Raw genomic sequence first — 23,336 nt, forward strand, 5'->3', positions numbered from 1 at the left:
CCGCACCCTGCGGGGTGGTGGTGGCTCACCCGCGCGGATGCGCTCGGCGGGCAAGTGATCGCGAGGGTGTGCATGGTGAGTTCATGAACACAACACCTCAGCACAAGAAGGCAGTTTCCCTCCGAGCCCGCGCACTCGTGGTGAGTGCCGCCGTTGGTGTCGCCTGCGTGGCGGGGGTGGCGACCGCCACGTCCGCCGTGGCCGCGACGCCCGCCACGCACACCACCACGGCTGCCGCCTCGGGTCACGGCGGCGGCGGAGACGGGGACGAGTTCCAGTGCGGTAACGGGCTCCTCCCCATCCTCAACTTCTGTAACTGACGTACCACCACACCCACCCACAGGGCGGTCGGGACCGGGGCAGAGCCCCTCACCCCGACCGCCCTGCCGAACGCCCGGCTACACCCAGGTGTCCAGCCACATCCGCGCCCGCCAGTCCTCCATCGGGATGGCGGTGCCGGTGTACAGGGGCCAGAAGTAGATGAAGTTCCACGCGATCAGCAGGACCAGTACGCCCGCCCCGGTCGCGCCCGCGACGCGGCGGGCGTCGCCGCAGCCCGGGCGGCCGATGACCGCCCCCAGCAGCATCGCCACCGCCAGGCACAGGAAGGGCAGGAAGACGACGGCGTAGAAGAGGAAGATCGTCCGCTCCTGGTACAGGAACCAGGGCAGATAGCCGGCCGCGATGCCGCAGGCGATGGCACCCGCGCGCCAGTCGCGGCGGAAGGCCCAGCGCCACAGGACGTACAGCAGCGCGAAGCAGCCCACCCACCACAGCAGCGGCGTGCCCAGCGCCAGGACCTCGCGGGCGCACTTCTCGCCCGCGTCGACCGGGCAGCCGTCGGAGCCGGGGGAGGGCGACTCGTAGAAGTAGGAGACCGGGCGGCCCAGGACCAGCCAGCTCCAGGGGTTGGACTGGTAGGTGTGCGGCGAGGTCAGGTTGGTGTGGAACTCCAGCACCTGGGTCTCGTAGTGCCACAGGCTGCGCCACCAGTCGGGCAGCAGCCAGGACCAGGAGCTGTTGGCGCCGTCGTTCGCCGCCCAGTCGCGGTAGTAGCCGCCGGATCCGTCGGTGGGGGAGAGGATCCAGCCCAGCCAGGACAGCACGTACGTGGCGAGCGCCACCGGCACCGTGGACAGGAACGCCCAGCCCAGGTCGCGCCTCAGCACCGCCAGATGCGGCCGCTCGGCGCCCGCCACCCGGCGGGTGCCGACGTCCCACAGCACCGCCATCACACAGAAGGCCGCCATGATGTACAGGCCGTTCCACTTGGTGGCGGCGGCCAGACCCAGCATCAGCCCCGCCGCCAGCCGCCACGGCCGCCACCCGAAGCGGAACGTCTCGGCGATGCCCGCGTCCGGCCGGACCAGGCCGTCCTCGTCCACCGGCAGCGCGGCGGCGAGCCTCCCGCGGGCCCGGTCGCGGTCGACGACCAGGCAGCCGAAGGCCGCCAGCACGAAGAACATCAGCACACTGTCGAGGAGCGCGGTGCGGCTCATCACGAAGTGCAGCCCGTCCACCGCCATCAGCGCGCCCGCCAGGCACCCGAGGAAGGTCGAGCGGAACAGCCGCCGTCCGATCCGGCACAGCAGCAGTACCGACACCGTGCCGAGCAGCGCCGTCATGAAGCGCCAGCCGAACGGGTCGAAGCCGAACAGCACCTCGCCCAGGCCGATGATGTACTTCCCGACCGGCGGATGCACGACGTACGCCGCGTCCGCCGGGATCGGGACGTCGCCGCCCGAGTTCAGGATCAGGTCGTTGGCGTTCTTGTCCCAGTTGACCTCGAAGCCGCGGTGGATCAGCGCCCACGCGTCCTTGGCGTAGTACGTCTCGTCGAATATCACCGCCTTCGGGCTGCCCAGGTTCCAGAACCGCAGCACGCCGGCGAAGAGCGCCACCAGCAGCGGCCCGCCCCACGCCGACCAGCGCAGGATCCGGCCGGTGAGCGGCTTCGACAGGCCGAGGAACGCCCACAGGCGCGGACCCGGGCTGGTGTACGGCGGCACCAGCCGGTCGCCTACGTCGCCGGCCGCGGGCCCCGCCGGGTAGCCGAAGCGGCGCAGCCGCTGCTGCCAGGCGGGCCGCTCGTCGTGCGGTGCCTGGTCCTGCCGGGTGTCCGTGGAGGACGCGGTACTGGTCACCGCGCCATCGTAGGGAACCGTGCTGTGCACGTCCCGCGCATGGCCCCCACCCGCCCGATGCGTCCCGCGGAAGGAAGCCCGTCCGCCCCTGGGAGGATGGGGGCGTGACTGGAACCCTTGTACTGGCGGGCACCCCCATCGGCGACGTCCGGGACGCCCCGCCGCGGCTCGCCGAGGAACTGGCCGGCGCCGACGTGGTCGCCGCCGAGGACACCCGGCGGCTGCGCCGGCTCACCCAGGCGCTCGGCGTCACCCCGCGCGGGCGCGTCGTGTCGTACTTCGAGGGCAACGAGTCCGCCCGCACCCCCGAGCTGGTCGAGGAGCTGGCGGGCGGCGCGCGCGTGCTGCTGGTCACCGACGCCGGGATGCCGTCGGTGTCCGACCCCGGGTACCGGCTGGTCGCCGCCGCCGTCGAACGGGACGTCCGGGTCACCGCCGTACCCGGCCCGTCCGCCGTGCTGACCGCGCTCGCGCTGTCCGGGCTGCCGGTCGACCGGTTCTGCTTCGAGGGCTTCCTGCCCCGCAAGGCGGGCGAGCGGCTGACCCGGCTGCGCGAGGTGGCGGAGGAGCGCCGCACCCTCGTCTACTTCGAGGCGCCGCACCGCCTCGACGACACCCTCGCCGCCATGGCCGAGGCCTTCGGCGCCGACCGCAGGGCCGCCGTCTGCCGGGAGCTGACCAAGACCTACGAGGAGGTCAGGCGCGGCGGTCTCGGCGAGCTGGCCGGGTGGGCCGCCGAGGGTGTGCGCGGCGAGATCACCGTCGTCGTGGAGGGCGCCCCGGACCGGGGGCCCGAGGAGCTGGACGCCGCGGAGCTGGTGCGCCGGGTGCGGGTGCGCGAGGAGGCGGGGGAGCGCCGCAAGGAGGCGATCGCCGCGGTGGCCGCCCAGGTGGGCGTGCCCAAGCGGGAGGTGTTCGACGCGGTGGTGGCGGCGAAGAACGCGGGGGCGTGATCCGGCCGCGCTTGACCCGTTCCTGACCTTGCGGGCCCTTCCGCCAAGGACAGCCCAAATCGGCTCAAACACTCGGCACTGCCTGGTGCTTTCCGACCGGTGGAGGAGTCCACTGGAGGAAGGAACGGCGAACGAACCGAAGGAGCCGGGATGAGCACGAATGAGAGCGCGGCACGGGCCGGAATACCCTCCGGGGCCACCTCCGTCGTCCACGAGTCGTACTCCTTCGCCTGCATGCGCTGCGGGCACGGCTGGGAGCAGTCCTTCGAGATCGAGCACCGCAAGGACGCCGACGGCAACGAGTACGTGCGCTACGTCTCGGACGGCCGCGTCGTGCCCTCCCCGCTGACCCGGCCGACCTGCGCCAACTGCGACAACCACGTCGTACGGATCATGCGGCCCGGGCGGGTCGCCTCGGTCCGCGGCGCCGACCACGGCCCGCACCGGGTGCCGGCCGCCGGCCCCCTGGAGGTGCCGCGGGTGCCCGAGGCGCCCGGACCGGGGGCGGCGGGTCTCACCGCCGAACGCCGGCACTGGCACCTGGGCGACCTGCTGCACGCCCTCCATCTCCACCGCCGGGCGAGCTGACGCCTTCGGGGGGGCGGGCGAGGGTTTTCGTAGGATCGGAGCATGCCTTCGAACGCCTCGGGACGCTCCGACAAGAACGACGCGCCCCCGCTCCCCGACCCCCTCCGGGTGCCGGTCGCCGACTCGCACACCCACCTCGACATGCAGTCCGGCACGGTGGCGGAGGCACTCGCCAAGGCCGCGTCCGTCGGGGTCACCACCGTCGTCCAGGTCGGCTGCGACCTCGCCGGCTCCCGCTGGGCGGCCGAGACCGCGGCGGCGTACGAGGCCGTGCACGCCACCGTCGCCCTGCACCCCAACGAGGCGCCGCGCATCGTCCACGGCGATCCCGACGGCTGGTCGCGGCAGGGGGCGCGGCAGCCGGGCGGGGACGCGGCGCTCGACGACGCCCTCGCGGAGATCGACCGGCTGGCCGCGCTGGAGCAGGTCAAGGGCGTCGGCGAGACCGGCCTCGACTACTTCCGCACCGGGCCCGAGGGCAAGGAGGCGCAGGAGCGGTCCTTCCGCGCCCACATCGAGATCGCCAAGCGGCACGGCAAGGCCCTGGTCATCCACGACCGGGACGCCCACGCCGACGTCCTGCGCGTCCTCAAGGAGGAGGGCGCCCCCGAGCGCACCGTCTTCCACTGCTACTCCGGCGACGTCGAGATGGCCGGGATCTGCGCCCGCGCCGGGTACTACATGTCCTTCGCGGGCAACGTCACCTTCAAGAACGCCCAGAACCTGCGCGACGCCCTCGCGGTCGCCCCCCTGGAACTGGTCCTGGTGGAGACCGACGCGCCGTTCCTGACTCCGATGCCCTACCGGGGCCGCCCCAACGCCCCCTACCTGGTGCCGGTCACGGTGCGGGCGATGGCCGAGGTGCGGGGCGTCGACGAGGACACCCTCGCGACCGCCCTGGCCGCGAACACGGCCCGCGCCTTCGGCTACTGACCGGCGGCAGGCCGCGCCACGCTGCGTAGTCGCGTCGCTTTGGAGAGTGACGGGCGCTCCGCTAGGTTCTGGGGGCCCGATCCGGACCCCTGGAGCGTGTCGGCGTGAGCAGAACGCAGTTCGAGACCACCGAGGTCTTTGAGGGACACGAGTACCTCGCACCGTACGACGTGCACAGCGCGCCGACCCTGCCGTACGGCACCGTCCTTCCGTCCGCCCGCACGCCGGGCGACGGGCGGGCCGAGCGGCGGCGCCGGGCGCGGGAGGCCGGACGCGCGGACGGCTCCCTGCGCCGCCTGCTGCCCCGCGCGCTGGTCGTGGCCTTCCTCGCGGGCGGCACCACCGCCTTCGTGGCCAAGGACAAGGCGGTCGAGCTGACCGTCGACGGGACGCCCCGCACGCTGCACACCTTCGCCGACGACGTGACCGAGCTGCTCGCGCAGGAGGGCGTCGAGGTCGGCGCCCACGACGTGATCGTGCCGGCCCCCGGCACCCCGCTGACCAGCGGTGAGGACATCGCCGTCCGCCACGGGCGCCCCGTCCTGCTCACCCTCGACGGCCACCGGCGCCAGGTGTGGACGACCGCGGAGACGGTGCACGGCGCGCTGCGGCAGCTCGGCGTCCGGACGGAGGGCGCCCACCTGTCCACCGAGGGCTCCCGGCGCATCGGCCGCGAGGGCCTCGCCCTGACGGTGCGGACCGAGCGCGTGGTGACCGTCATGGCGGACGGCCGGGCCCGCACCGTGCGCACCAACGCCGCGACCGTGCGGGAGGCGGTCGAGGCGGCCGGGGTGACCCTGCACGGCGAGGACACCACCTCGGTCCCCGCGACCGGCTTCCCCCGCGACGGCCAGACCGTCACCGTGCTGCGGATCACCGGCTCGCAGGAGGTCCACGAGGACCCGGTCCCCTTCGACGTCCGCCGGGCGGAGGACTCCTCGCTGTACCGCGGCACGGAGGTCGTCCAGCAGGCCGGCCGGCCCGGACTGCGCCGCACCACCTACGCCCTGCGCACCGTCAACGGCGTCCGGCAGAAGCCCCGCCGGCTCCGCACCGAGCTGGTGCGCGAACCCCGCACGCAGATCATCCTGGTCGGCACCCGCCCCCGCCCCACGTCCGTGGGGGGCGCCGACCACCTCAACTGGCGGGGACTCGCCGCCTGCGAGTCGGGCGGCCGCCCGGACGCCGTCGACCCCTCGGGCACCTACGGGGGCCTCTACCAGTTCGACACCCACACCTGGCAGAGCCTCGGCGGCGAGGGCCGCCCGCAGGACGCGACCGCCGCGGAGCAGACGTACCGGGCGAAGCAGCTGTACGTCCGCGCGGGCGCCGGTTCCTGGCCGCACTGCGGGGCCCGGCTGCGGGGCTGACGGGGCCCACCCCCGGTCCCGCGCACGACCCCGGCGGAGCCGCCGCCGCCCCCGGATACCCTTGCGGGGTGAGCAGCCCCACCCCCGACGCCCTTCTGGGCCCCGCCGACGTCCGCGAACTCGCGGCCGCCCTCGGCGTGCGCCCCACCAAGCAGCGCGGCCAGAACTTCGTCATCGACGCCAACACCGTCCGCCGTATCGTCCGCACCGCCGAGGTCCGCCCCGACGACGTGGTGGTCGAGGTGGGACCGGGTCTCGGCTCGCTCACCCTGGCCCTGCTGGAGGCCGCCGACCGGGTCACCGCCGTCGAGATCGACGACGTACTCGCCGGCGCCCTGCCCGCCACCGTCGCCGCCCGCATGCCGGAGCGCGCCGACCGGTTCGCGCTCGTCCACTCCGACGCCATGCACGTGACCGAGCTGCCGGGCCCCGCCCCGACCGCGCTGGTCGCCAACCTGCCGTACAACGTGGCCGTGCCCGTCCTCCTCCACATGCTCGACACCTTCCCGACCGTCGAGCGCACCCTCGTCATGGTCCAGGCCGAGGTCGCCGACCGCCTCGCCGCCGGACCCGGCAACAAGGTGTACGGAGTGCCGTCCGTGAAGGCCAACTGGTACGCCGAGGTCAAGCGGGCCGGATCCATCGGCCGCAACGTCTTCTGGCCCGCGCCCAACGTCGACAGCGGACTCGTGTCCCTCGTCCGGCGTACCGAGCCGCTGAAGACCACCGCCTCCAAGCGCGAGGTCTTCGCCGTCGTCGACGCCGCGTTCGCCCAGCGCCGCAAGACGCTGCGGGCCGCCCTCGCCGGATGGGCGGGGTCCGCCGCGGCCGCCGAGGCCGCGCTCGTCGCCGCGGGCGTGTCGCCGCAGGCGCGCGGAGAGGCGCTGACCGTGGAAGAGTTCGCGCGTATCGCCGAACACAAGGAGTGACGAGCAAGTGAGCGTGACGGTCCGCGTCCCCGCCAAGGTCAACGTCCAGCTCGCGGTCGGCGCCGCCCGCCCCGACGGCTTCCACGACCTCGCCAACGTCTTCCTCGCCGTCTCCCTCCACGACGAGGTCACCGCGGTCCCGGACGCCGGCGGGCTCCGCGTCACCTGCGAGGGCCCCGACGCCGGGGAGGTGCCCCTGGACCGCACCAACCTGGCCGCCCGCGCCGCGCTGGCCCTCGCCGAGCGGTACGGCCGCGAACCCGACGTGCACCTGCACATCGTCAAGGACATCCCCGTCGCCGGCGGCATGGCGGGCGGCAGCGCGGACGGCGCGGGCGCCCTGCTCGCCTGCGACGCGCTGTGGGGCACCGGCGCCTCCCGCGACGAACTGCTCGACATCTGCGCCGAGCTGGGCAGCGACGTGCCGTTCAGCCTGGTCGGCGGGGCGGCGCTGGGCACCGGGCGGGGCGAGAAGCTGACCGGTCTTGAGGTGGGCGGCGAGTTCCACTGGGTCTTCGCGCTGGCCGGGCGGGGACTGTCGACGCCGGCCGTGTTCCGCGAGTTCGACCGGCTGGCGGAGGGCCTGGACATCCCGGAGCCGGTCGCCGACCAGGCGGTGCTGGACGCCCTCGCGAAGGGCGACCCCACGGCGCTCGCGGTGGCCGTCTCGAACGACCTCCAGCCCGCCGCGCTCTCCCTCTTCCCCGAGTTGTCCGACACCCTCGCCGCGGGACGGGCGGCGGGCGCGCTGGCGGCAATGGTCTCGGGCTCGGGCCCGACCACGGCCTTCCTCGCCCCGGACGCCGGCTCCGCCTCCGACATCGCCGGGGTGCTACGGGCGTCGGGAACCTGCCGTGACGTGCGGACGGCGGTGGGGGCGGTGGCGGGGGCGACGGTGGTGTGAGGGTCAGAGGTTGTCGACGGCGGTCAGATCGATGTCGATGTCGTAGGGGACGCTGATCTTCAGGTGGTCGTGGTGGATGCCTGTGAGGGCGTATGTGCCGGTGACCCTGCCGCGCTCGTAGACGTGGACGACCGGACGGTCTTCCACGCCCTCCATCTCGACCAGCCAGAAGTGGGGGATTCCGGCGGCGGCGTACTTGTGCGGCTTCGTGTCACGGTCGCGGGACTCGGAGTCGGGGGAGACGACCTCGATGGCGAGCAGGACGTCGGCTGCCGCGTAACGAGTCTTCTTCCGCCCGATCGCCTCGGCACGAAGGACGCTCACATCCGGCTCAGGGCCGTTCCGCTGGTCGAGGACGATGGTCATTTCCCTACGCACCCGCAGCTCGGGTGGCAGTGTCGCGCGGAGACCGCTGACCAACATGTCCATCACGATGGTGTGAAAATCCCGCTGCGGACTCACGAAAACCAGGCTCCCGTCGATCAGCTCGGTGTGCGGCGGGAGATCAGGCAGCGTGAACAGGTCGTCCACGGTGTAACCGTCCTGCGGCGGCACCGGCCACTCGACGCGGCGCTTGACGGACTCGGCGGTCATGGTTCCTCCCATGGACGGGATCCTGCTGCCCACTCACCACGGTAGCCGCGCCCTTCGCATCACGTCACTACAACGAGTGACGACCCCCGCCCGCGCCACCCCACCCCCCGGAGGGCCTACGCTGGAAGGCTGATCGATCCCCCAGGCAGGAGAGAAATGGCCGTCAATCTGGTCAATGTCGAGAACGTCAGCAAGGTGTACGGCACCCGTGCACTCCTCGACGGCGTGTCCCTCGGCGTCTCCGAAGGGGACCGTATCGGCGTCGTCGGCCGTAACGGCGACGGCAAGACGACCATGATCCGGATGCTGGCCAGGCTGGAGGAGCCCGACACCGGCCGCGTCACCCACTCCGGCGGGCTGCGGCTCGGCGTGCTCACCCAGCACGACTCCCTGGACCCCGAGGCCACCGTCCGGCACGAGGTCATCGGCGACCTGGCCGACCACGAGTGGGCCGGCAACGCCAAGATCAGGGACGTGCTGACCGGGCTGTTCGGCGGGCTTGACATGCCGGGCTTCCCGCAGGGGCTCGACACCGTCATCGGGCCGCTCTCCGGTGGCGAGCGGCGCCGGATCGCGCTCGCCAAGCTCCTCATCGAGGAGCAGGACCTCGTCGTCCTCGACGAGCCCACCAACCACCTCGACGTCGAGGGCATCGCCTGGCTCGCCCGGCACCTGCGCGAGCGCCGGTCCGCGCTCGTCTGCGTGACGCACGACCGGTGGTTCCTCGACCAGGTCTGCACCCGCATGTGGGACGTGCAGCGCGGCGACGTCTTCGAGTACGAGGGCGGCTACTCCGACTACGTCTTCGCCCGCGCCGAGCGCGAGCGCATCGCCGCCACCGAGGAGACCAAGCGGCAGAACCTGGTCCGCAAGGAGCTGGCCTGGCTCCGGCGCGGTGCCCCCGCCCGTACCTCCAAGCCGCGCTTCCGCGTCGAGGCCGCCAACGAGCTGATCGCCGACGTGCCGCCGCCCCGGGACAGCAGCGAGCTGATGAAGTTCGCCTCGTCCCGGCTCGGCAAGACCGTGTTCGACCTGGAGGACGTGACCGTCCAGGCCGGCCCCAAGGTGCTGCTCAAGCACGTCACCTGGCAGCTCGGCCCCGGCGACCGCATCGGCCTGGTCGGCGTCAACGGCGCGGGCAAGACCTCCCTGCTGCGCGCCCTCAGGGACGCCGCCCGCAGCGACGGCGAGGAGCAGCCGGTGAGCGGTCGGGTCCGCGTCGGCCGGACGGTCAAGCTGGCCTACCTCTCCCAGGAGGTCGCCGAACTCGACCCCACCTGGCGGGTGCTGGAGGCGGTGCAGCGCGTCCGCGAGCGCGTCGACCTCGGCAAGGGCCGCGAGATGACCGCCGGACAGCTGTGCGAGACCTTCGGCTTCGGCAAGGAGAAGCAGTGGACGCCGGTCGGCGACCTCTCCGGCGGTGAGCGGCGGCGGCTCCAGCTGCTGCGCCTGCTCATGGACGAGCCCAACGTCCTCTTCCTCGACGAGCCCACCAACGACCTCGACATCGAGACCCTGACCCAGCTGGAGGACGTGCTCGACGGCTGGCCCGGCTCGATGATCGTCATCTCCCACGACCGGTTCTTCGTCGAGCGGACCACCGACCGGGTCTTCGCCCTGCTCGGCGACGGCGCGCTGCGGATGCTGCCGCGCGGCATCGACGAGTACCTGGAGCGCAGGCAGCGCATGGAGGAGGCGGCCGCGGCGGCGGTGCCCGCCCCGGTGCGCAAGCCCGCCGACGTGCCCGAGAAGAGCGCCGCCGACGCGCGCGCCGCCAAGAAGGAGCTCCAGAAGATCGAGCGGCAGCTCGACAAGGTCTCCGAGAAGGAGACCAAGCTGCACGCCCGGATCGCCGAGAACGCCACGGACTTCGCGAAGGTGGCCGAACTGGACGCCGAGCTGCGCGGACTGGCCGGGCAGCGCGAGGAGCTGGAGACGCGCTGGCTTGAACTGGCCGAGGACGCCTAGCCCTTGGCCTCCGGAGCCCTGCGCGTGGGGGGCGCGGGTGGCGTGAAGAGGGCGTGAAGGCGCGTAACAGTGGCATCACGGGCCGGTTCTCCCTTGGGAACAGGGGCGGACGCGGCCCGGTGGGCTGTCGGCCGCGGGTGATAGAAAGGCCGTCCGAGGAGTGTCTCGGAGGACTGTCCGCGACAGTCCGGACGATCGCCTGAGACGACCGCGGGGGCAGCGCGTACCCCGGGTCGTGGCTAAAAATCAGTGAGTCATAAGGGGGAACGCGCTGATGAGCCAGCCGCCCAACCAGCCGCCGCAGCAGGGTGGCTTCGGAGCACCGCAGGACCCACCGCCGGGAGGCTTCGGGGCGCCGACCCCGCCGCCCCCGCAGGGCCCGCCCCAGACGCCGCCGCCCCCGCAGGGCCCGCCGTCCGGCCCGCCGCCCCAGCCGGGGTACGGCTACCCGCAGCAGCAGCCCGGCCAGCCGGGGCCCTACGGGCAGCCCGGACCGTACAACTCCGGCCCCTACGCCCAGCCCCAGCAGCCGGGACCGTACGGCCAGCAGCCGGGCTACGGCTACCCGCAGCCGCAGTACCCGGGCGGCCCCGGCACCCCGCCGCCCGGCGGCCCGGGCTCCCGCAACCCCTTCAAGGGCAAGCCCGCCCTCGTCGTCGGCGCCGCGGTCGCGGCCCTGCTGGTCATCGGCGGCAGCGTGTGGGCGGTGACCGCCAACGGCGGTGACGACAAGGACAAGAAGCCGGTGGCCGGCAAGAGCGACGACCCGAAGCCCTCCGGCTCCGGCGGCGACGCCCCGGTCAACCCCGGCGACGGCAGCGGTGACGGCGGCGAGGACCCCGACAATCTCAACGAGGGCCGCCAGGCCGGCGAGTCCAAGGTGCTCTGGTACAAGGAGGCGCCCGACGCCCCCGGTTCCGGCGCCGACGCCAACGGCATGTGGATCACCGACAAGACCGCGGTGAAGGCGGCGTACAAGCAGGTCTTCGCCTACAACGTCGGCGACGGCAAGCCCACCTGGGACCCGATCGCCTTCCCGGAGAAGATCTGCGCGGTCACCCCGGAGAAGACGGCCGACGACAAGATCGTCGTCGCCTACATGAGCGGCTCCAGCGACCGCGCCAAGTGCAACAAGCTCCAGGAGATCGACCTCGCCACCGGTGCGAAGGGCTGGACCGAGGACGTCGCCGACGGCGAGCTGTTCGACTCCACGCTCTCCGTCGAACTCTCCGTCAGCGGCACCACGCTGATGGTCGGCCGCTCCCAGTCCGGCACCGCCTACGACGTCACCAGCGGCAAGAAGCTGTACGACAAGAAGCGGTACGGCGACGCCTGCTTCCCCGCCGGATTCGCCGGCAGCGCCAAGAAGCTCGTCCAGGTCGCCTCCTGCGGCGCCGGCGGCAACAACGAGCACGACGAGATCCAGGGACTCGACCCGAAGACCGGCAAGGTCCTGTGGACCTACAAGTACGACAAGGGCTGGCGGGTCGCCCGCGCCTACTCCGTCGACCCGCTGGTCGTCTACGCCACCAACGAGGACAAGAAGGTCTGGAACATCTCCACCTTCACCTCCGGCGGCAAGGTCCTCGAACAGGTCGGCGTCGACGAGGACTTCGCCCCCGAGTGCGGCTGGGCCATCCTCGAACGCGACCTCCAGGGCTGCTCCGGCGTCGCGGTCGCCGACAACACCCTCTACCTGCCCACCGAGGCGACCAGCGGCGCCAACGAGATCGTCGCGATCAACCTCGCCACCGGCAAGGAGAAGTGGCGCACGAAGTCCCCCGCGGACGAGTCGATGGTGCCGCTGAAGGTCGAGGGCGACCAGCTCGTCGCGTACGTCCAGCCGTCCTACGACGCGGGTGGCCAGGTCGTCGCCATCCCGACCGGCGGCAGCGGCCACGCGCCGGCCAAGCTGCTGCAGAACCCGCAGGGCGTCGCGGACATCGAGAACAGCTTCTACTCCAAGGACATCGACTGGGTCGACGGGCGGTTCTACATCTCCACCACCCGCCTGACCGGAAACGACGAGTCGAAGGAGAAATTGATGCTCGCCTACGGCAAGTGACCTTCTTCGCCGCTCTCTCCGACTTTCTTCCCGTCGTCCCCGCTTCCCCGAGGTAGTCACGCCATGAGCCAGCCGCCGCCCCCGCCGCCCAACCAGCCGCCCACGCCGCCTTCTGGGGGGACGCCCGACTTCGGGAAGGCTCCCGAGCCGGGGTACGGCTACCCGCAGACGCCCCCGCAGACCCCGCCGCAGGCGCCCGCGGCTCCGCCCACTCCGCCGGCGGGACCGCCTCCGCAGCAGCCGGGGTACGGGTATCCGCAGACTCCGCCGCAGCCCCAGCCGGGCTACGGCTACCCCGGTCAGCAGCCCGGGCAGCCCGGGCCGTACGGGCAGCCGGGGCCGTACGGGCAGCCGACGCCGGCGTACGGGCAGCCGGGGCAGCCCGGGCAGCCGCAGTACGGCTATCCCCAGGCGACCGTGCCGATGCAGCCCCAGCCCGGCGGGCCGGGCGGCGGACGGAAGATCAACGCCCAGCTGGCGATCATCGTGTCGGCCGTCGTCGCGATCGCGCTGATCATCGGCGGCGGGGTCTGGTACGCCAAGTCCTCCGGCGACGGCGGCAAGGACGACACCGCCAGTTCCAGCGGGGGCACCGGTGGCAAGGGCGGCACCGACGAGAAGGGCGGCGAGGGCGGCGAGTCCTCGGCCGGCACGGAGAAGGTCCCCTCCGACCCCGCCGCCAAGGTGCTCTTCCAGGTCCCCGCGCCCGCGGTGAGCAAGGACGACAGCAGCGTCGTCGTCTCCGGCTCCTGGCTCACCGACAAGGTGTACGCCAAGAGCGGCATCGCCGAGGTCGTCGGGTACGACCCCGGCAAGGGCAGCAAGCAGTGGTCGATCAAGCTCGCCGGTCCGGTCTGCGCGGCCAGCCAGCACGTCACCGACGACAACAAGACGGTCGTCATCCACCAGCCCGCCATGCCGACCAAGGCCGAGCCCTCGCACGGCTGCACCCAGGTCGCCGTCCTCGACCTGGACGCCGGGAAGAAGCTGTGGACGAAGACCGCCGGTGACCAGCCGATCAACTTCAACAACGTCACGATCAGCGGCGACACCGTCGCGGCCGGCAGCACCGAGGGCGGCGTCGGCTTCGACATCGCCAAGGGCGACGTCCTCTGGTCCCCGAAGGCGACCGACTCCTGCTACGACGCCGGGTACGGCGGCGGCGACAAGCTGGTCGCGGTGCGCAAGTGCGGCTCGTACGACGCCCGGCAGCTGAACATCCAGACCATCGACCCCAAGAGCGGGAAGGTGATCTCCGAGTACAAGATGGCCAAGGGCATCGAGTACGCGGGCGTCGTCTCCACGGACCCGCTGGTCGTGGCCGCCGACGTCGGTGACTCCGCCGGTGACGGCAGCGGCATCTCGGACTTCTTCTCGATCGACAACAAGACCGGCAAGCTGCTCACCCGCATCTCGGTCCCCGGCGAGCAGTTCGCGGCCCGCTGCGACACGATCACCAAGATCGAGAACTGCACGGGGCTCGCGGTCGGTGAGAACCGGCTCTACATCCCGACCGAGGAACACGAGGGCAGCGGCGAGTCATACAGCCGGACCAACGAGGTCGTCGCCTTCGACCTGGCCACCGGGAAGCAGACGGGACAGCGGGCGGACGCCGGCGAGGACTACACGATCATTCCGCTGCGCATGGACGGCGGCAACGTGATCGCCTACAAGCGGCCGCCGTACGACAAGGGCGGTCAGATCGTCAGCATCGACGGCGGGTCGTTCAAGCAGACCACGCTGCTGGAGAACCCGGCGACCGAAGCCGTGCGGGACGTGGAGTCCAGCATGTCGCCGGACTACTCCGAGATCCTCTACTCGCAGGGGCACCTGTACATGTCGCAGGTCTTCGCCAGCGAGCCGACCAGCGCGGACGAGAAGGAGTACCTGGCGATCGGGTTCGGCACGAGCGGCTGAGTCCGTGGTGTCTCCCGGTGCCTCTCGGTGCCGCTGAGCGTCCTTGAGTGTCCTTCGGCCCCGTTCCCGCTTCCCGCGGGGGCGGGGCCGTCTTGTGGGTGCGGGGCGCTGCGCGGGGGCGTATTGGGGTGGGATTCGGTGATCCGGGGGCGATTCTCGCCGGTAGCGGCAGCGCGGGATCCGGCTAGCGTGTAGCTTCCGGGGGCATGCCGGGGGTCTGGGTGACTGGGGGGTTGCTCTATGGGAGTACGGCTCATGGTGGTCGACGATCACCGATTGCTCGCCGAGGCGCTGGCCTCTGCGCTGAAGCTGCGCGGGCACCGGGTGCTGGCCGCGGCGGCGCCGGCCGCGGGGGCGGCCGAGCTGGTGATCAGCCGGGCGCCGGAGGTGTGCCTGCTCGGGACGGCGACGCCGGCCGAGGCGGGGATCTTCGATCCGGTGGTGCGGATCAAGCGGGAGCGTCCGCAGGTGGCGGTGCTGGTGCTGGGCCCGGTGCCGAGCCCTCGCGGGATCGCGGCGGCGTTCGCGGCGGGGGCGTCGGGGTACGTCCGGCACGACGAGCGCATAGAGGGCGTGGAGCGGGCGATCATGAAGGCGCGGGCCGGGGAGGCGGCGGTGGCGCCGGCGCTGTTGCAGGGGGCGTTCGGGGAACTGCTGAATCCGGCGGCGCAGCCCGACGACGAGGGGGCACGGCTGCTGCAGATGCTCACGCCGAGGGAGGTGGAGGTCCTGGTCCGGGTCGCCGACGGCGAGGACACCCGGCTGATCGCGGCGGGCATGGGGATAGCACCGTCCACGGCGCGTACCCATGTGCAGCGGGTCCTGATGAAGCTCGGGGTGGGCTCACGACTGGAGGCAGCGGCACTGGCGGCCCGGACGGGGTTGCTGGACCGGGCGAGCACCTCCGGCGGCTGACCGGCGTGCCGCACCCGGCAGTCCCTTCCCACCAGCTGCGGGCAGTCGTGCCGCTGGGGCGGCACGGGTGGGCGCAGCGGCACCGGCAAGCACCGGTCCGCGTCACCCACCCCTGGCCCGCACCCGCGCCGGGCGCCGTATGAACCCCGGTCGCGTCACCCACCCCGCGCCCGCACCGACGCCGGAGCCCTGACCGCCCCGGCGTCACATGGGTGGGGTCACTCCTTGGGCGCGTCCTCCAGCGGCGGGGTCGGCGGAGCCGTGGGGCGGAGCTTCAGCCAGGCCAGGAAGAAGATGCCGAGGACCAGCATCCCCAGCCCCGTCCAGAGGTTGATATTCACCCCCTGCGCCTTGTCGATCTCGGCGTCGGACGCCACGAAGCCCGCGATCATCACGATGACGCCGTAGACCGCGAACAGCCCGCCGATGATCCGCCGGATGTCGAACAGCCGCGCGGCCGTGACGGACTTGGTCTCCAGCTCGGAGACCTCGTCCTGGACGTTCTTGTCGGAGTAGGAATCAGACATGCTCTCTCTATCCTCCCGCGATCAGAACGAGAACGGGATGTAGCAGGCGGCGGCCAGGATGACCGCGCCCCAGCCCAGCAGCGCCGGCTTGCGGTACCAGGCGTCGTCGCCCTTGGCCGGTGCCTCGGACATGCCGGGCGACGTCGTGCCGTAGACCAGACCCTGGAGCTCGCTGACCGGCTTCGGGGCCGTGAACAGGGACACCGCGACCATGACCACCGCGCCGGCCACGAAGCCGGCGATCGCGGAGACGAAGTTGGCGCCCTGGTCGGAGGGGATGTCGATGATGCCCTGCTTGTAGATGACGAAGTAGTTCACCATCGCGGCGGTGGTGCCCGCGATCAGGCCCCAGAAGCCGGACTTCATCGACGCCCGCTTCCAGAACATGCCGATGATGAAGACCACGAACATCGGCACGTTGAAGAAGGAGAACAGCGTCTGGAGGTAGCTCATGATGTTGGAGAAGGACGAGGCCAGGAACGCCGTGCCGATCGAGGCCAGCACGCCGATCACGGTGATCAGGCGGCCGAAGCGCACGTAGTACTCGTCCGGGCGGTCCTTCTTCACGTACTTCTGCCAGATGTCGGTGGTGAAGACCGTGTTGAAGGAGGAGATGTTGGCCGCCATGCCGGCCATGAACGCGGCCAGCAGACCGGTCACCGCGATGCCGAGGACACCGTTGGGCAGCAGTTGCTGCATCAGGTACGGGATCGCGTCGTTGTACTGGAGGTCGGAACCGGGTGTACCGATCTTCGGGACCAGGACGGCGGCGACCAGGCCCGGGATCATCACCACGAAGACGATGAAGATCTTCGGGAAGGCGGCGATCAGGGGCGTGCGCTGGGCCGCCGAGAGGTTCTTGGCGGACAGGGCGCGCTGCACCTCGGCGAAGTTCGTCGTCCAGTAGCCGAAGGAGAGGACGAAGCCGAGGCCGAGGACGATGGTCAGCCAGTTGGCGCCCAGCGGGTTGTCGCTGCCGATCCCCGTCCCGCCCCACGCCGTCATGAAGTCGGAGCCCCGTGACTGCGAGAGGGAGTCGGACAGGCCGTCCCAGCCGCCGACCTTCTTCAGGCCCAGGATGGTGATCGGGATGAGGCCGGCCAGGATCACGAAGAACTGGAGGACCTCGTTGTAGATGGCCGAGGACAGACCGCCCAGGGTGATGTACGCCAGGACGAAGAAGCCGGCCACCACGATGGCCACCCACTCCGGCCAGCCCAGGAGCGCCTCGACCACGATCGCGAGGGCGTACAGGTTCACGCCCGCGATCAGGATGGCCGCCACGGCGAACAGGACCGAACTGAGCAGGTGCGAGGCCTTGTCGAAGCGGAGGAGGAGGAACTCCGGGACGGACCTGACCTTCGAGCCGTAGTAGAACGGCATCATCACCAGGCCGAGGAAGACCATCGCCGGGATGGCGCCGATCCAGTACCAGTGGGTCGTGTAGACGCCGTACTGGGCGCTGTTGGCGGCCATGCCCAGGATCTCGGTGGCGCCCAGGTTGGCCGCGACGAAGGCGAGACCGGTGACCCAGGCGGGCAGCGAGCGGCCGGAGAGGAAGAAGTCCAGGCTGGTCTTGACCGAGCGGCGGGCGGCGAAGCCGATGCCCAGGACGACGACGAAGTAGATCCCGAGGATCGTGTAGTCGAGCCAGTTGGTGGGGAGCCGAAGTTCTGCTGCTAGGTATGTGGGGGTTTGCATTAAGCACTCGCTTCGTTCGCGAACTGATCCGGAGCGGAACCTACGCCTCCGCGTTCAGTAATTGAACACTTCTGGTGATGAACTTTGTTTGATTGTGATGAACGACGGGCCGTGGTGGGTTGTGATGTGTTATGTTTGATTGTGTTGGGTGACTGGTGAGCGCATTGGTGGGTGCAGAGGAGTGCGGCAGTGAAGAAGACCTCTACCCGGCTGGCCGACGGCCGCGAGCTGGTCTACTACGACCTGCGTGACGACACCGTGCGCGACGCGGTGGACCACCGCCCGCTGGAGCGGACCGTCACCACCTCCGAAATCCGCCGCGATCCCCTGCTCGGCGACTCGATCGCCGTCGCCTCGCACCGCCAGGGCCGCACCTACCACCCCCCGGCCGACCAGTGCCCGCTGTGCCCCTCGCAGGGCGAGCGGCTGAGCGAGATCCCGGACTCGTCGTACGACGTCGTGGTCTTCGAGAACCGCTTCCCCTCGCTGGCCGGCGACTCCGGCCGCTGCGAGGTCGTCTGCTTCACCTCCGACCACGACGCGTCCTTCGCCGACCTGAGCGAGGAGCAGGCCCGGCTCGTGCTCGACGCCTGGACCGACCGCACCTCCGAGCTGTCCCATCTGCCCTCCGTTGAACAGGTGTTCTGCTTCGAGAACCGGGGCGCCGAGATCGGCGTGACGCTGGGTCACCCGCACGGGCAGATCTACGCCTACCCCTTCACCACCCCCCGCACCGCCCTGATGCTCCGTTCACTCGCCGCGCACAAGGACGCGACGGGCGGGGACAATCTGTTCGACGCCGTTCTGGCGGAGGAGATGGCCGGTGAGCGGGTCGTCCTGGAGAGCGAGGAGTGGGTGGCCTTCGTGCCGTACGCGGCGCACTGGCCGTACGAGGTGCACCTCTACCCCAAGCGCAGGGTGCCCGACCTGCTCGCGCTCGACGAGGCGGCGCGCACAGAGTTTCCCCAGGTCTATCTGGAACTGTTGAGGCGCTTCGACCGGATCTTCGGTGAGGGCGAGCCTCCGACCCCCTACATCGCGGCCTGGCACCAGGCCCCGTTCGGGCAGCTGGAGGAGTTCGAGGGCGTGACGCGGGACGACTTCGCGCTGCACCTGGAGCTTTTCACCATCCGCCGTACGTCCGGCAAGCTGAAGTTCCTCGCGGGCTCCGAGTCCGGCATGAACGTGTTCATCAACGACGTGCCCCCGGAGCGCGCGGCCGAGCGACTGCGAGAGGTAGCGAGTTCATGAGCGGGAAGTACCTGGTGACGGGCGGTGCGGGTTACGTCGGCAGCGTCGTCGCCCAGCATCTGGTGGAGGCCGGGCACGAGGTCGTCGTCCTCGACAACCTCTCGACCGGCTTCCGCGAAGGGGTGCCGGCGGGCGCCTCGTTCATCGAGGGGGACATCCGCGACGCCGCCAAGTGGCTGGACTCCACCTTCGACGGCGTACTGCACTTCGCCGCCTTCTCCCAGGTGGGGGAGTCGGTCGTGAAGCCCGAGAAGTACTGGGACAACAACGTCGGCGGCACCATGGCCCTCCTCGAGGCCATGCGGGGCGCGGGCGTGCGGCGGCTCGTCTTCTCCTCCACCGCCGCGACGTACGGCGAGCCGGACGAGGTCCCGATCGTCGAGTCCGCGCCGACGAAGCCCACCAACCCGTACGGCGCCTCCAAGCTCGCCGTCGACCACATGATCTCGGGTGAGGCGGCGGCCCACGGCCTGGGCGCGGTGTCGCTGCGCTACTTCAACGTCGCGGGCGCCTACGGCGAGTACGGCGAGCGCCACGACCCCGAGTCGCATCTGATCCCGCTCGTCCTCCAGGTGGCCCAGGGCCGGCGCGACGCGATCTCCGTCTTCGGCGACGACTACCCGACCCCGGACGGCACCTGCGTCCGCGACTACATCCACGTCGCCGACCTGGCCGAGGCCCACCTGCTCGCCGTGGGGGCGGCCACCCCCGGCGAGCACCTCATCTGCAACCTGGGCAACGGCAACGGGTTCTCCGTCCGCGAGGTCGTCGAGACCGTCCGCCGCGTCACCGGCCACCCGATCCCCGAGGTCGTGGCCCCCCGCCGGGGCGGCGACCCGGCGGTCCTGGTGGCGTCGGCGGACGCGGCACGCGAGAAACTGGGCTGGAACCCGTCCCGCGCGGATCTCGCGGGGATCGTGGCGGACGCGTGGCAGTTCGCGCAGCGCCACGCGGGCTAGTACTTACGGAGTCACCGGAAGGGTGAGGGTCAGGGCATGGGCGAGGCTGTCGCAGGGACCGTCGGCGAGCGGTTCCGGGAGCTGTACGGGGCGGAACCGCAAGGGGTGTGGGCCGCGCCGGGCCGGGTCAACCTGATCGGCGAACACACGGACTACAACGACGGCTTCGTCATGCCGTTCGCCCTGCCGCACACCGCGGTCGCCGCCGTCTCCCGGCGTGACGACGGCATCCTGCGCCTGCACTCGGCGGACGTCCCCGGCGACCCCGTCGAGCTGCGCGTGGCCGACCTGGACCCCGGGTCGGACAAGTCCTGGACGGCGTACCCCTCGGGTGTCGTCTGGGCGCTGCGCGAGGCGGGTCACGAGCTGACCGGCGCCGACGTGCACCTCGCCTCCACGGTCCCGTCCGGCGCGGGCCTCTCCTCCTCGGCGGCCCTGGAGGTCGTCGTCGCCCTGGCCCTGAACGACCTCTACTCGCTCGGCCTGCGCGGCTGGCAGCTCGCCCGCCTGTGCCAGCGCGCGGAGAACGTCTACGTCGGCGCGCCGGTCGGCATCATGGACCAGACGGCGTCGGCGTGCTGCGAGGCGGGCCACGCCCTGTTCCTCGACACCCGCGACCTCTCCCAGCAGCAGATCCCCTTCGACCTCGCGGCCGAGGGCATGCGCCTGCTCGTGGTCGACACCCGGGTCAAGCACTCCCACAGCGAGGGCGAGTACGGCAAGCGCCGCGCGGGCTGCGAGAAGGGCGCCGCGCTGCTCGGCGTCGACGCCCTGCGCGACGTGCCCTACGCCGACCTGGACGCGGCGCTGGAACGGCTGGGCGACGAGGAGGAGGTACGCCGTCTCGTCCGGCACGTCGTCACGGAGGACGAGCGCGTGGAGCGCGTGGTGTCCCTCCTGGAATCCGGCGACACCCGCGCCATCGGCCCCGTCCTCGTCGAGGGCCACGTCTCCCTCCGCGACGACTTCCGCATCTCCTGCCCGGAGCTGGACCTGGTCGTCGACACCGCCCTCGCCTCCGGCGCCCTCGGCGCCCGGATGACCGGCGGCGGCTTCGGCGGCTCGGCGATCGTCCTCGCCGAGGCCACCGACGTGGACGCCATCACCAAGGCGGTCGAAGAGGCCTTCGCGGCAGCGGCCTTCACGGCTCCCCGGGTGTTCGAGGCGGTGCCGTCGGCGGGGGCGCGGCGGATCCTCTGACGGGAACCCAACTGGTTGGTCGTCACTCCCGGTAGATAGCGTGGGCCACTCGTGTGAACCCTCGCCCCACCGGGAGCCTCCGTGAATCGCCGCCCCACGTTCCTCACAGCCGCCGCGTTCGCCGCCACCGCGGCCCTGACGCTGTCCGCGTGCGGGGGCGGTGACGACGACTCCGACGGCAACGACAAGATCGCGGGCGCGGACACCGGCCAGGCATCGAGGTCGGCTTCACCGAGCGCGACGGGCTCCGCGGAGCGGCCCAAGGTCACGTTGCCGTCGGACGTCAAGGACGTCTTCTCGCCGGAAGAGACCGGGAAATCCGTCGAAGACGCCATTCTGCGCGACAACGCCGAATTCGTCCGGGCGTTGGACGCAGCGATCGTTGCTCAGGATCCACGCCTTCCCGCCCTTGAGTTCTACACGGAGGGAGAGGGCGCCGTCGCCGCTGAGAAGTGGGTCCAGGGCTTCAAGGACGCGGGCTGGACGGTGACGGGCACGACTCGGTACTTCGACCGTGCCGTGAAGGTGAAGTCCGGGACAAGTGCTGCGATCGGCTACTGCGCCGACGAGAGCAAGGCCTACAGCAAGGTCATCAAGACCGGTGAGCTCACGGGCACGAAGGTGAGCAAGGACAGTTACGTGGCCTACAGCGTCGAGGTCGCCAAGAACAAGCAGGGCGTCTGGGAGCTCGTGAAGATCACGTCGGCCCGCGGTGCGACCGGGTGCCAGCCGTGACGCGGCTGCTGCGCCTCGGAGCCGTCGCGGTCGCCGCAGGTTCGTTGTGGCTGTGCTCGATGCCCAGCGCCTTCGCGGACAAGACCAATCCTGGAGCAGGCTCCATCGGCGACCCCGGACCGGCGGCCGACACGAGCGCCTCGGGTGAGCGTGAAGGTGACACGCTCAAGTCGGGCGTCGGCGGAGTGATCGTCTTTGATCGGTCCAAGAACGGGACCGGTAAGTCGGCCGGCACCGTCGCCTCCAGTACCTCCTGGACACCCCCCGCCTGCTACTACGCGCCCAAGCACACCGCCAAGGAACTCGACGCGCAGATGCGGCAGGTCTGGGAGAGCAGTGCGCCCAGCCACGAGTGGGCCCTGAAGACCCAGAACTACTTCGTCAACGGGCAGCCCTACAAGGACTTCAACAAGGACAAGGACGGCGAGGGGTACTGGTGGGACTCCTACGTCACCGAAGGGCGCGAGGCCGACCCGGCGTCGCAGGAGTGCGACGAGTTGCCCTTCTGGGTGGATGAGGGCGACGCGCCTCCCCCCGACCGCCCCCAGGCCATCACCGCCGAGACGCTCGCCCAACTCGCCTACGCCGAGATCCGCGTGCCCTCGACCGAGGTCGACCTGGCGCCGCAGGGTGCCACGAAGGTGAACCTGCCGACCTGGGCGTGGCTCGACACCGCCGAGTTCAAGCCCGTCTCCGTCACCGCCTCCGTCCCGATGCTCGGCCTCAGCGCGACGACCACGGCCGAACCGGTGTCGCTGAAGATCACCCCGGGCACGGACGACGCGGTCACGTACCCCGCCTCCGGTCAGTGCGAGATCCACGACGGGCGGATCGGCGCGCCCTACGCCAAGGGCAAGGCCGACGAGACCCCGCCCTGCGGGGTGAAGTACCTGCGTTCCTCCGGCGAGGGTTCGTACCAGCTCCAGGCCACCGTCACCTGGAAGATCAGCTGGACGAGCACGACCGGCGCCGGCGGCGACCTGCCCGACGGCGAGTTCGGGGCAGGCCAGGACGTCGTCGTCCAGGAGATCCAGGCCGTCAACCGCTAGGCCGCGGCCAGCCGTTTCACCAGCGTGTACTCCGTGACCCCTGGCGGGTAGTCGGGGATCACGCACATCACGTCGTAGCCGTGCCGCGTGTAGAAGTCCGGGGCCTGGAAGTCCCAGGTCTCCACGCGGGCGGCCACGCAGCCGCGTTCGGTGCGGGCCGTGTGTTCCGCCTCGTCGAGGAGCGTCGAGCCCAGGCCCGTGCCGCGGTGGCGGGCGTCGACCCACAGGTAGGTCACGTGCAGCCAGGTCGCCCAGGTGTGGCCGACGAGGCCGCCGGCCAGGCCGCCGGAGGCGTCCAGCAGCCAGACGTGCAACGGAAATTCGCGTTCGTGAGGGGTTCCGCGCAGCGAACGCAGGACCGAGGACGCCGCGGTGTTCGTCTCCCGCAGGCGGGTGCGCAGCAGATCGCGTCGTGCTTTGTCGACTTCTGTCACAAGACGAAACATGCGGCTCACCATAAACGGGCGGGGCTGTCAGTTCTGCAAATAACCTTCCGCTCCCGGCGCCCGCCCGTACTCTGATGAACAGCACCGGTGGGGGCCGGTGCCGTTCAGGGGGCGAGACAGCCGGGTACGGCGCTCGGGGCGGGACAGCGGTGTACGCGCGGCGGCGGCCGTGCGGCCGTGGCATTCCC

The 23,336-nt window shown here is 71.3% G+C and carries 21 protein-coding genes; 16 read left to right on the plus strand and 5 right to left on the minus strand.

The window, feature by feature from the left end; all coding sequences use genetic code 11:
• Positions 1-83 precede the first annotated feature (83 nt).
• Positions 84-320: a hypothetical protein gene (locus ACGF3J_RS13755; RefSeq protein WP_393854157.1), complete on the plus strand. Its 237-nt coding sequence runs from the start codon at positions 84-86 to the stop codon at positions 318-320.
• A gap of 78 nt (positions 321-398) precedes the next feature.
• Here ACGF3J_RS13755 and ACGF3J_RS13760 read toward each other — a convergent pair whose 3' ends face one another.
• Complete coding sequence (locus ACGF3J_RS13760; RefSeq protein WP_161330704.1) at positions 399-2,144, minus strand: phospholipid carrier-dependent glycosyltransferase; 1,746 nt, start codon at positions 2,142-2,144, stop codon at positions 399-401.
• A gap of 104 nt (positions 2,145-2,248) precedes the next feature.
• Between ACGF3J_RS13760 and rsmI the strand changes: the two genes are divergently transcribed.
• From rsmI to ACGF3J_RS13790, 6 genes are all read left to right on the plus strand, one after another.
• Positions 2,249-3,097, plus strand: coding sequence for a 16S rRNA (cytidine(1402)-2'-O)-methyltransferase (rsmI, locus tag ACGF3J_RS13765; RefSeq protein WP_161330706.1), 849 nt, complete (start codon positions 2,249-2,251; stop codon positions 3,095-3,097).
• A 150-nt stretch (positions 3,098-3,247) separates the two neighbouring features.
• Positions 3,248-3,685 carry a hypothetical protein gene (locus ACGF3J_RS13770; protein WP_161330708.1) on the plus strand — a complete coding sequence of 146 codons (438 nt, stop codon included), beginning with the start codon at positions 3,248-3,250 and terminating at the stop codon, positions 3,683-3,685.
• 42 nt (positions 3,686-3,727) lie between these two features.
• On the plus strand, positions 3,728-4,618 hold the full coding sequence (locus ACGF3J_RS13775) for a TatD family hydrolase (protein ID WP_161330709.1): 891 nt from the start codon (positions 3,728-3,730) through the stop codon (positions 4,616-4,618).
• A gap of 104 nt (positions 4,619-4,722) precedes the next feature.
• A complete protein-coding gene (locus tag ACGF3J_RS13780; protein WP_393854158.1) occupies positions 4,723-5,988 on the plus strand; it encodes a ubiquitin-like domain-containing protein in 1,266 nt (421 codons plus the stop codon).
• A 68-nt stretch (positions 5,989-6,056) separates the two neighbouring features.
• Positions 6,057-6,917 (plus strand): 16S rRNA (adenine(1518)-N(6)/adenine(1519)-N(6))-dimethyltransferase RsmA, encoded by an 861-nt coding sequence (rsmA, locus tag ACGF3J_RS13785; protein ID WP_161330820.1) that lies wholly within the window; start codon positions 6,057-6,059, stop codon positions 6,915-6,917.
• Positions 6,918-6,924: 7 nt separating this feature from the next.
• Positions 6,925-7,821 carry a 4-(cytidine 5'-diphospho)-2-C-methyl-D-erythritol kinase gene (locus ACGF3J_RS13790; protein WP_161330819.1) on the plus strand — a complete coding sequence of 299 codons (897 nt, stop codon included), beginning with the start codon at positions 6,925-6,927 and terminating at the stop codon, positions 7,819-7,821.
• A gap of 3 nt (positions 7,822-7,824) precedes the next feature.
• Here ACGF3J_RS13790 and ACGF3J_RS13795 read toward each other — a convergent pair whose 3' ends face one another.
• Positions 7,825-8,415: a Uma2 family endonuclease gene (locus tag ACGF3J_RS13795; RefSeq protein WP_161330818.1), complete on the minus strand. Its 591-nt coding sequence runs from the start codon at positions 8,413-8,415 to the stop codon at positions 7,825-7,827.
• A gap of 156 nt (positions 8,416-8,571) precedes the next feature.
• Between ACGF3J_RS13795 and ACGF3J_RS13800 the strand changes: the two genes are divergently transcribed.
• The 4 genes from ACGF3J_RS13800 to ACGF3J_RS13815 all read left to right on the plus strand — a co-directional run bounded on the left by ACGF3J_RS13800 (position 8,572) and on the right by ACGF3J_RS13815 (position 15,280).
• Positions 8,572-10,383, plus strand: a complete 1,812-nt coding sequence (locus tag ACGF3J_RS13800; RefSeq protein ID WP_161330817.1) for an ABC-F family ATP-binding cassette domain-containing protein — start codon at positions 8,572-8,574, stop codon at positions 10,381-10,383.
• Positions 10,384-10,657: 274 nt separating this feature from the next.
• A complete protein-coding gene (locus tag ACGF3J_RS13805) occupies positions 10,658-12,448 on the plus strand; it encodes a PQQ-binding-like beta-propeller repeat protein (RefSeq protein ID WP_161330816.1) in 1,791 nt (596 codons plus the stop codon).
• 63 nt (positions 12,449-12,511) lie between these two features.
• Complete coding sequence (locus ACGF3J_RS13810) at positions 12,512-14,365, plus strand: PQQ-binding-like beta-propeller repeat protein (protein WP_393854159.1); 1,854 nt, start codon at positions 12,512-12,514, stop codon at positions 14,363-14,365.
• A 240-nt stretch (positions 14,366-14,605) separates the two neighbouring features.
• On the plus strand, positions 14,606-15,280 hold the full coding sequence (locus ACGF3J_RS13815) for a LuxR C-terminal-related transcriptional regulator (protein WP_161330831.1): 675 nt from the start codon (positions 14,606-14,608) through the stop codon (positions 15,278-15,280).
• Between the two features lie 218 nt (positions 15,281-15,498).
• Here ACGF3J_RS13815 and ACGF3J_RS13820 read toward each other — a convergent pair whose 3' ends face one another.
• Both ACGF3J_RS13820 and ACGF3J_RS13825 read right to left on the minus strand, forming a co-directional pair.
• Positions 15,499-15,807, minus strand: coding sequence for a hypothetical protein (locus tag ACGF3J_RS13820; protein WP_161330830.1), 309 nt, complete (start codon positions 15,805-15,807; stop codon positions 15,499-15,501).
• A 21-nt stretch (positions 15,808-15,828) separates the two neighbouring features.
• Positions 15,829-17,508 carry a sodium:solute symporter family protein gene (locus ACGF3J_RS13825; protein ID WP_125495073.1) on the minus strand — a complete coding sequence of 560 codons (1,680 nt, stop codon included), beginning with the start codon at positions 17,506-17,508 and terminating at the stop codon, positions 15,829-15,831.
• 189 nt (positions 17,509-17,697) lie between these two features.
• On the opposite strand from ACGF3J_RS13825, the gene galT reads away from it, so the two are divergent.
• The 5 genes from galT (at position 17,698) to ACGF3J_RS13850 (ending at position 22,702) form a co-directional block, all read left to right on the plus strand.
• Complete coding sequence (gene galT, locus ACGF3J_RS13830; RefSeq protein WP_161330829.1) at positions 17,698-18,759, plus strand: galactose-1-phosphate uridylyltransferase; 1,062 nt, start codon at positions 17,698-17,700, stop codon at positions 18,757-18,759.
• Positions 18,756-19,718 (plus strand): UDP-glucose 4-epimerase GalE, encoded by a 963-nt coding sequence (gene galE, locus ACGF3J_RS13835; RefSeq protein WP_161330828.1) that lies wholly within the window; start codon positions 18,756-18,758, stop codon positions 19,716-19,718. The genes galT and galE overlap by 4 nt, the downstream gene beginning before the upstream one ends.
• 36 nt (positions 19,719-19,754) lie before the next feature.
• Complete coding sequence (galK, locus tag ACGF3J_RS13840) at positions 19,755-20,918, plus strand: galactokinase (protein ID WP_161330827.1); 1,164 nt, start codon at positions 19,755-19,757, stop codon at positions 20,916-20,918.
• Positions 20,919-20,999: 81 nt separating this feature from the next.
• On the plus strand, positions 21,000-21,653 hold the full coding sequence (locus ACGF3J_RS13845) for a hypothetical protein (RefSeq protein WP_161330826.1): 654 nt from the start codon (positions 21,000-21,002) through the stop codon (positions 21,651-21,653).
• Complete coding sequence (locus tag ACGF3J_RS13850; protein WP_346346220.1) at positions 21,641-22,702, plus strand: hypothetical protein; 1,062 nt, start codon at positions 21,641-21,643, stop codon at positions 22,700-22,702. Before ACGF3J_RS13845 ends, ACGF3J_RS13850 begins: the two co-directional genes overlap by 13 nt.
• Here the strand turns inward: ACGF3J_RS13850 and ACGF3J_RS13855 are convergent.
• Positions 22,699-23,160: an N-acetyltransferase gene (locus ACGF3J_RS13855; protein WP_161330825.1), complete on the minus strand. Its 462-nt coding sequence runs from the start codon at positions 23,158-23,160 to the stop codon at positions 22,699-22,701. The two genes, ACGF3J_RS13850 and ACGF3J_RS13855, sit on opposite strands and share 4 nt — an antisense overlap.
• Positions 23,161-23,336: the final 176 nt, after the last annotated feature.

It is taken from the genome of Streptomyces sp. NPDC048171, assembly GCF_043202655.1.
In the GTDB taxonomy this organism is placed as follows: domain Bacteria; phylum Actinomycetota; class Actinomycetes; order Streptomycetales; family Streptomycetaceae; genus Streptomyces.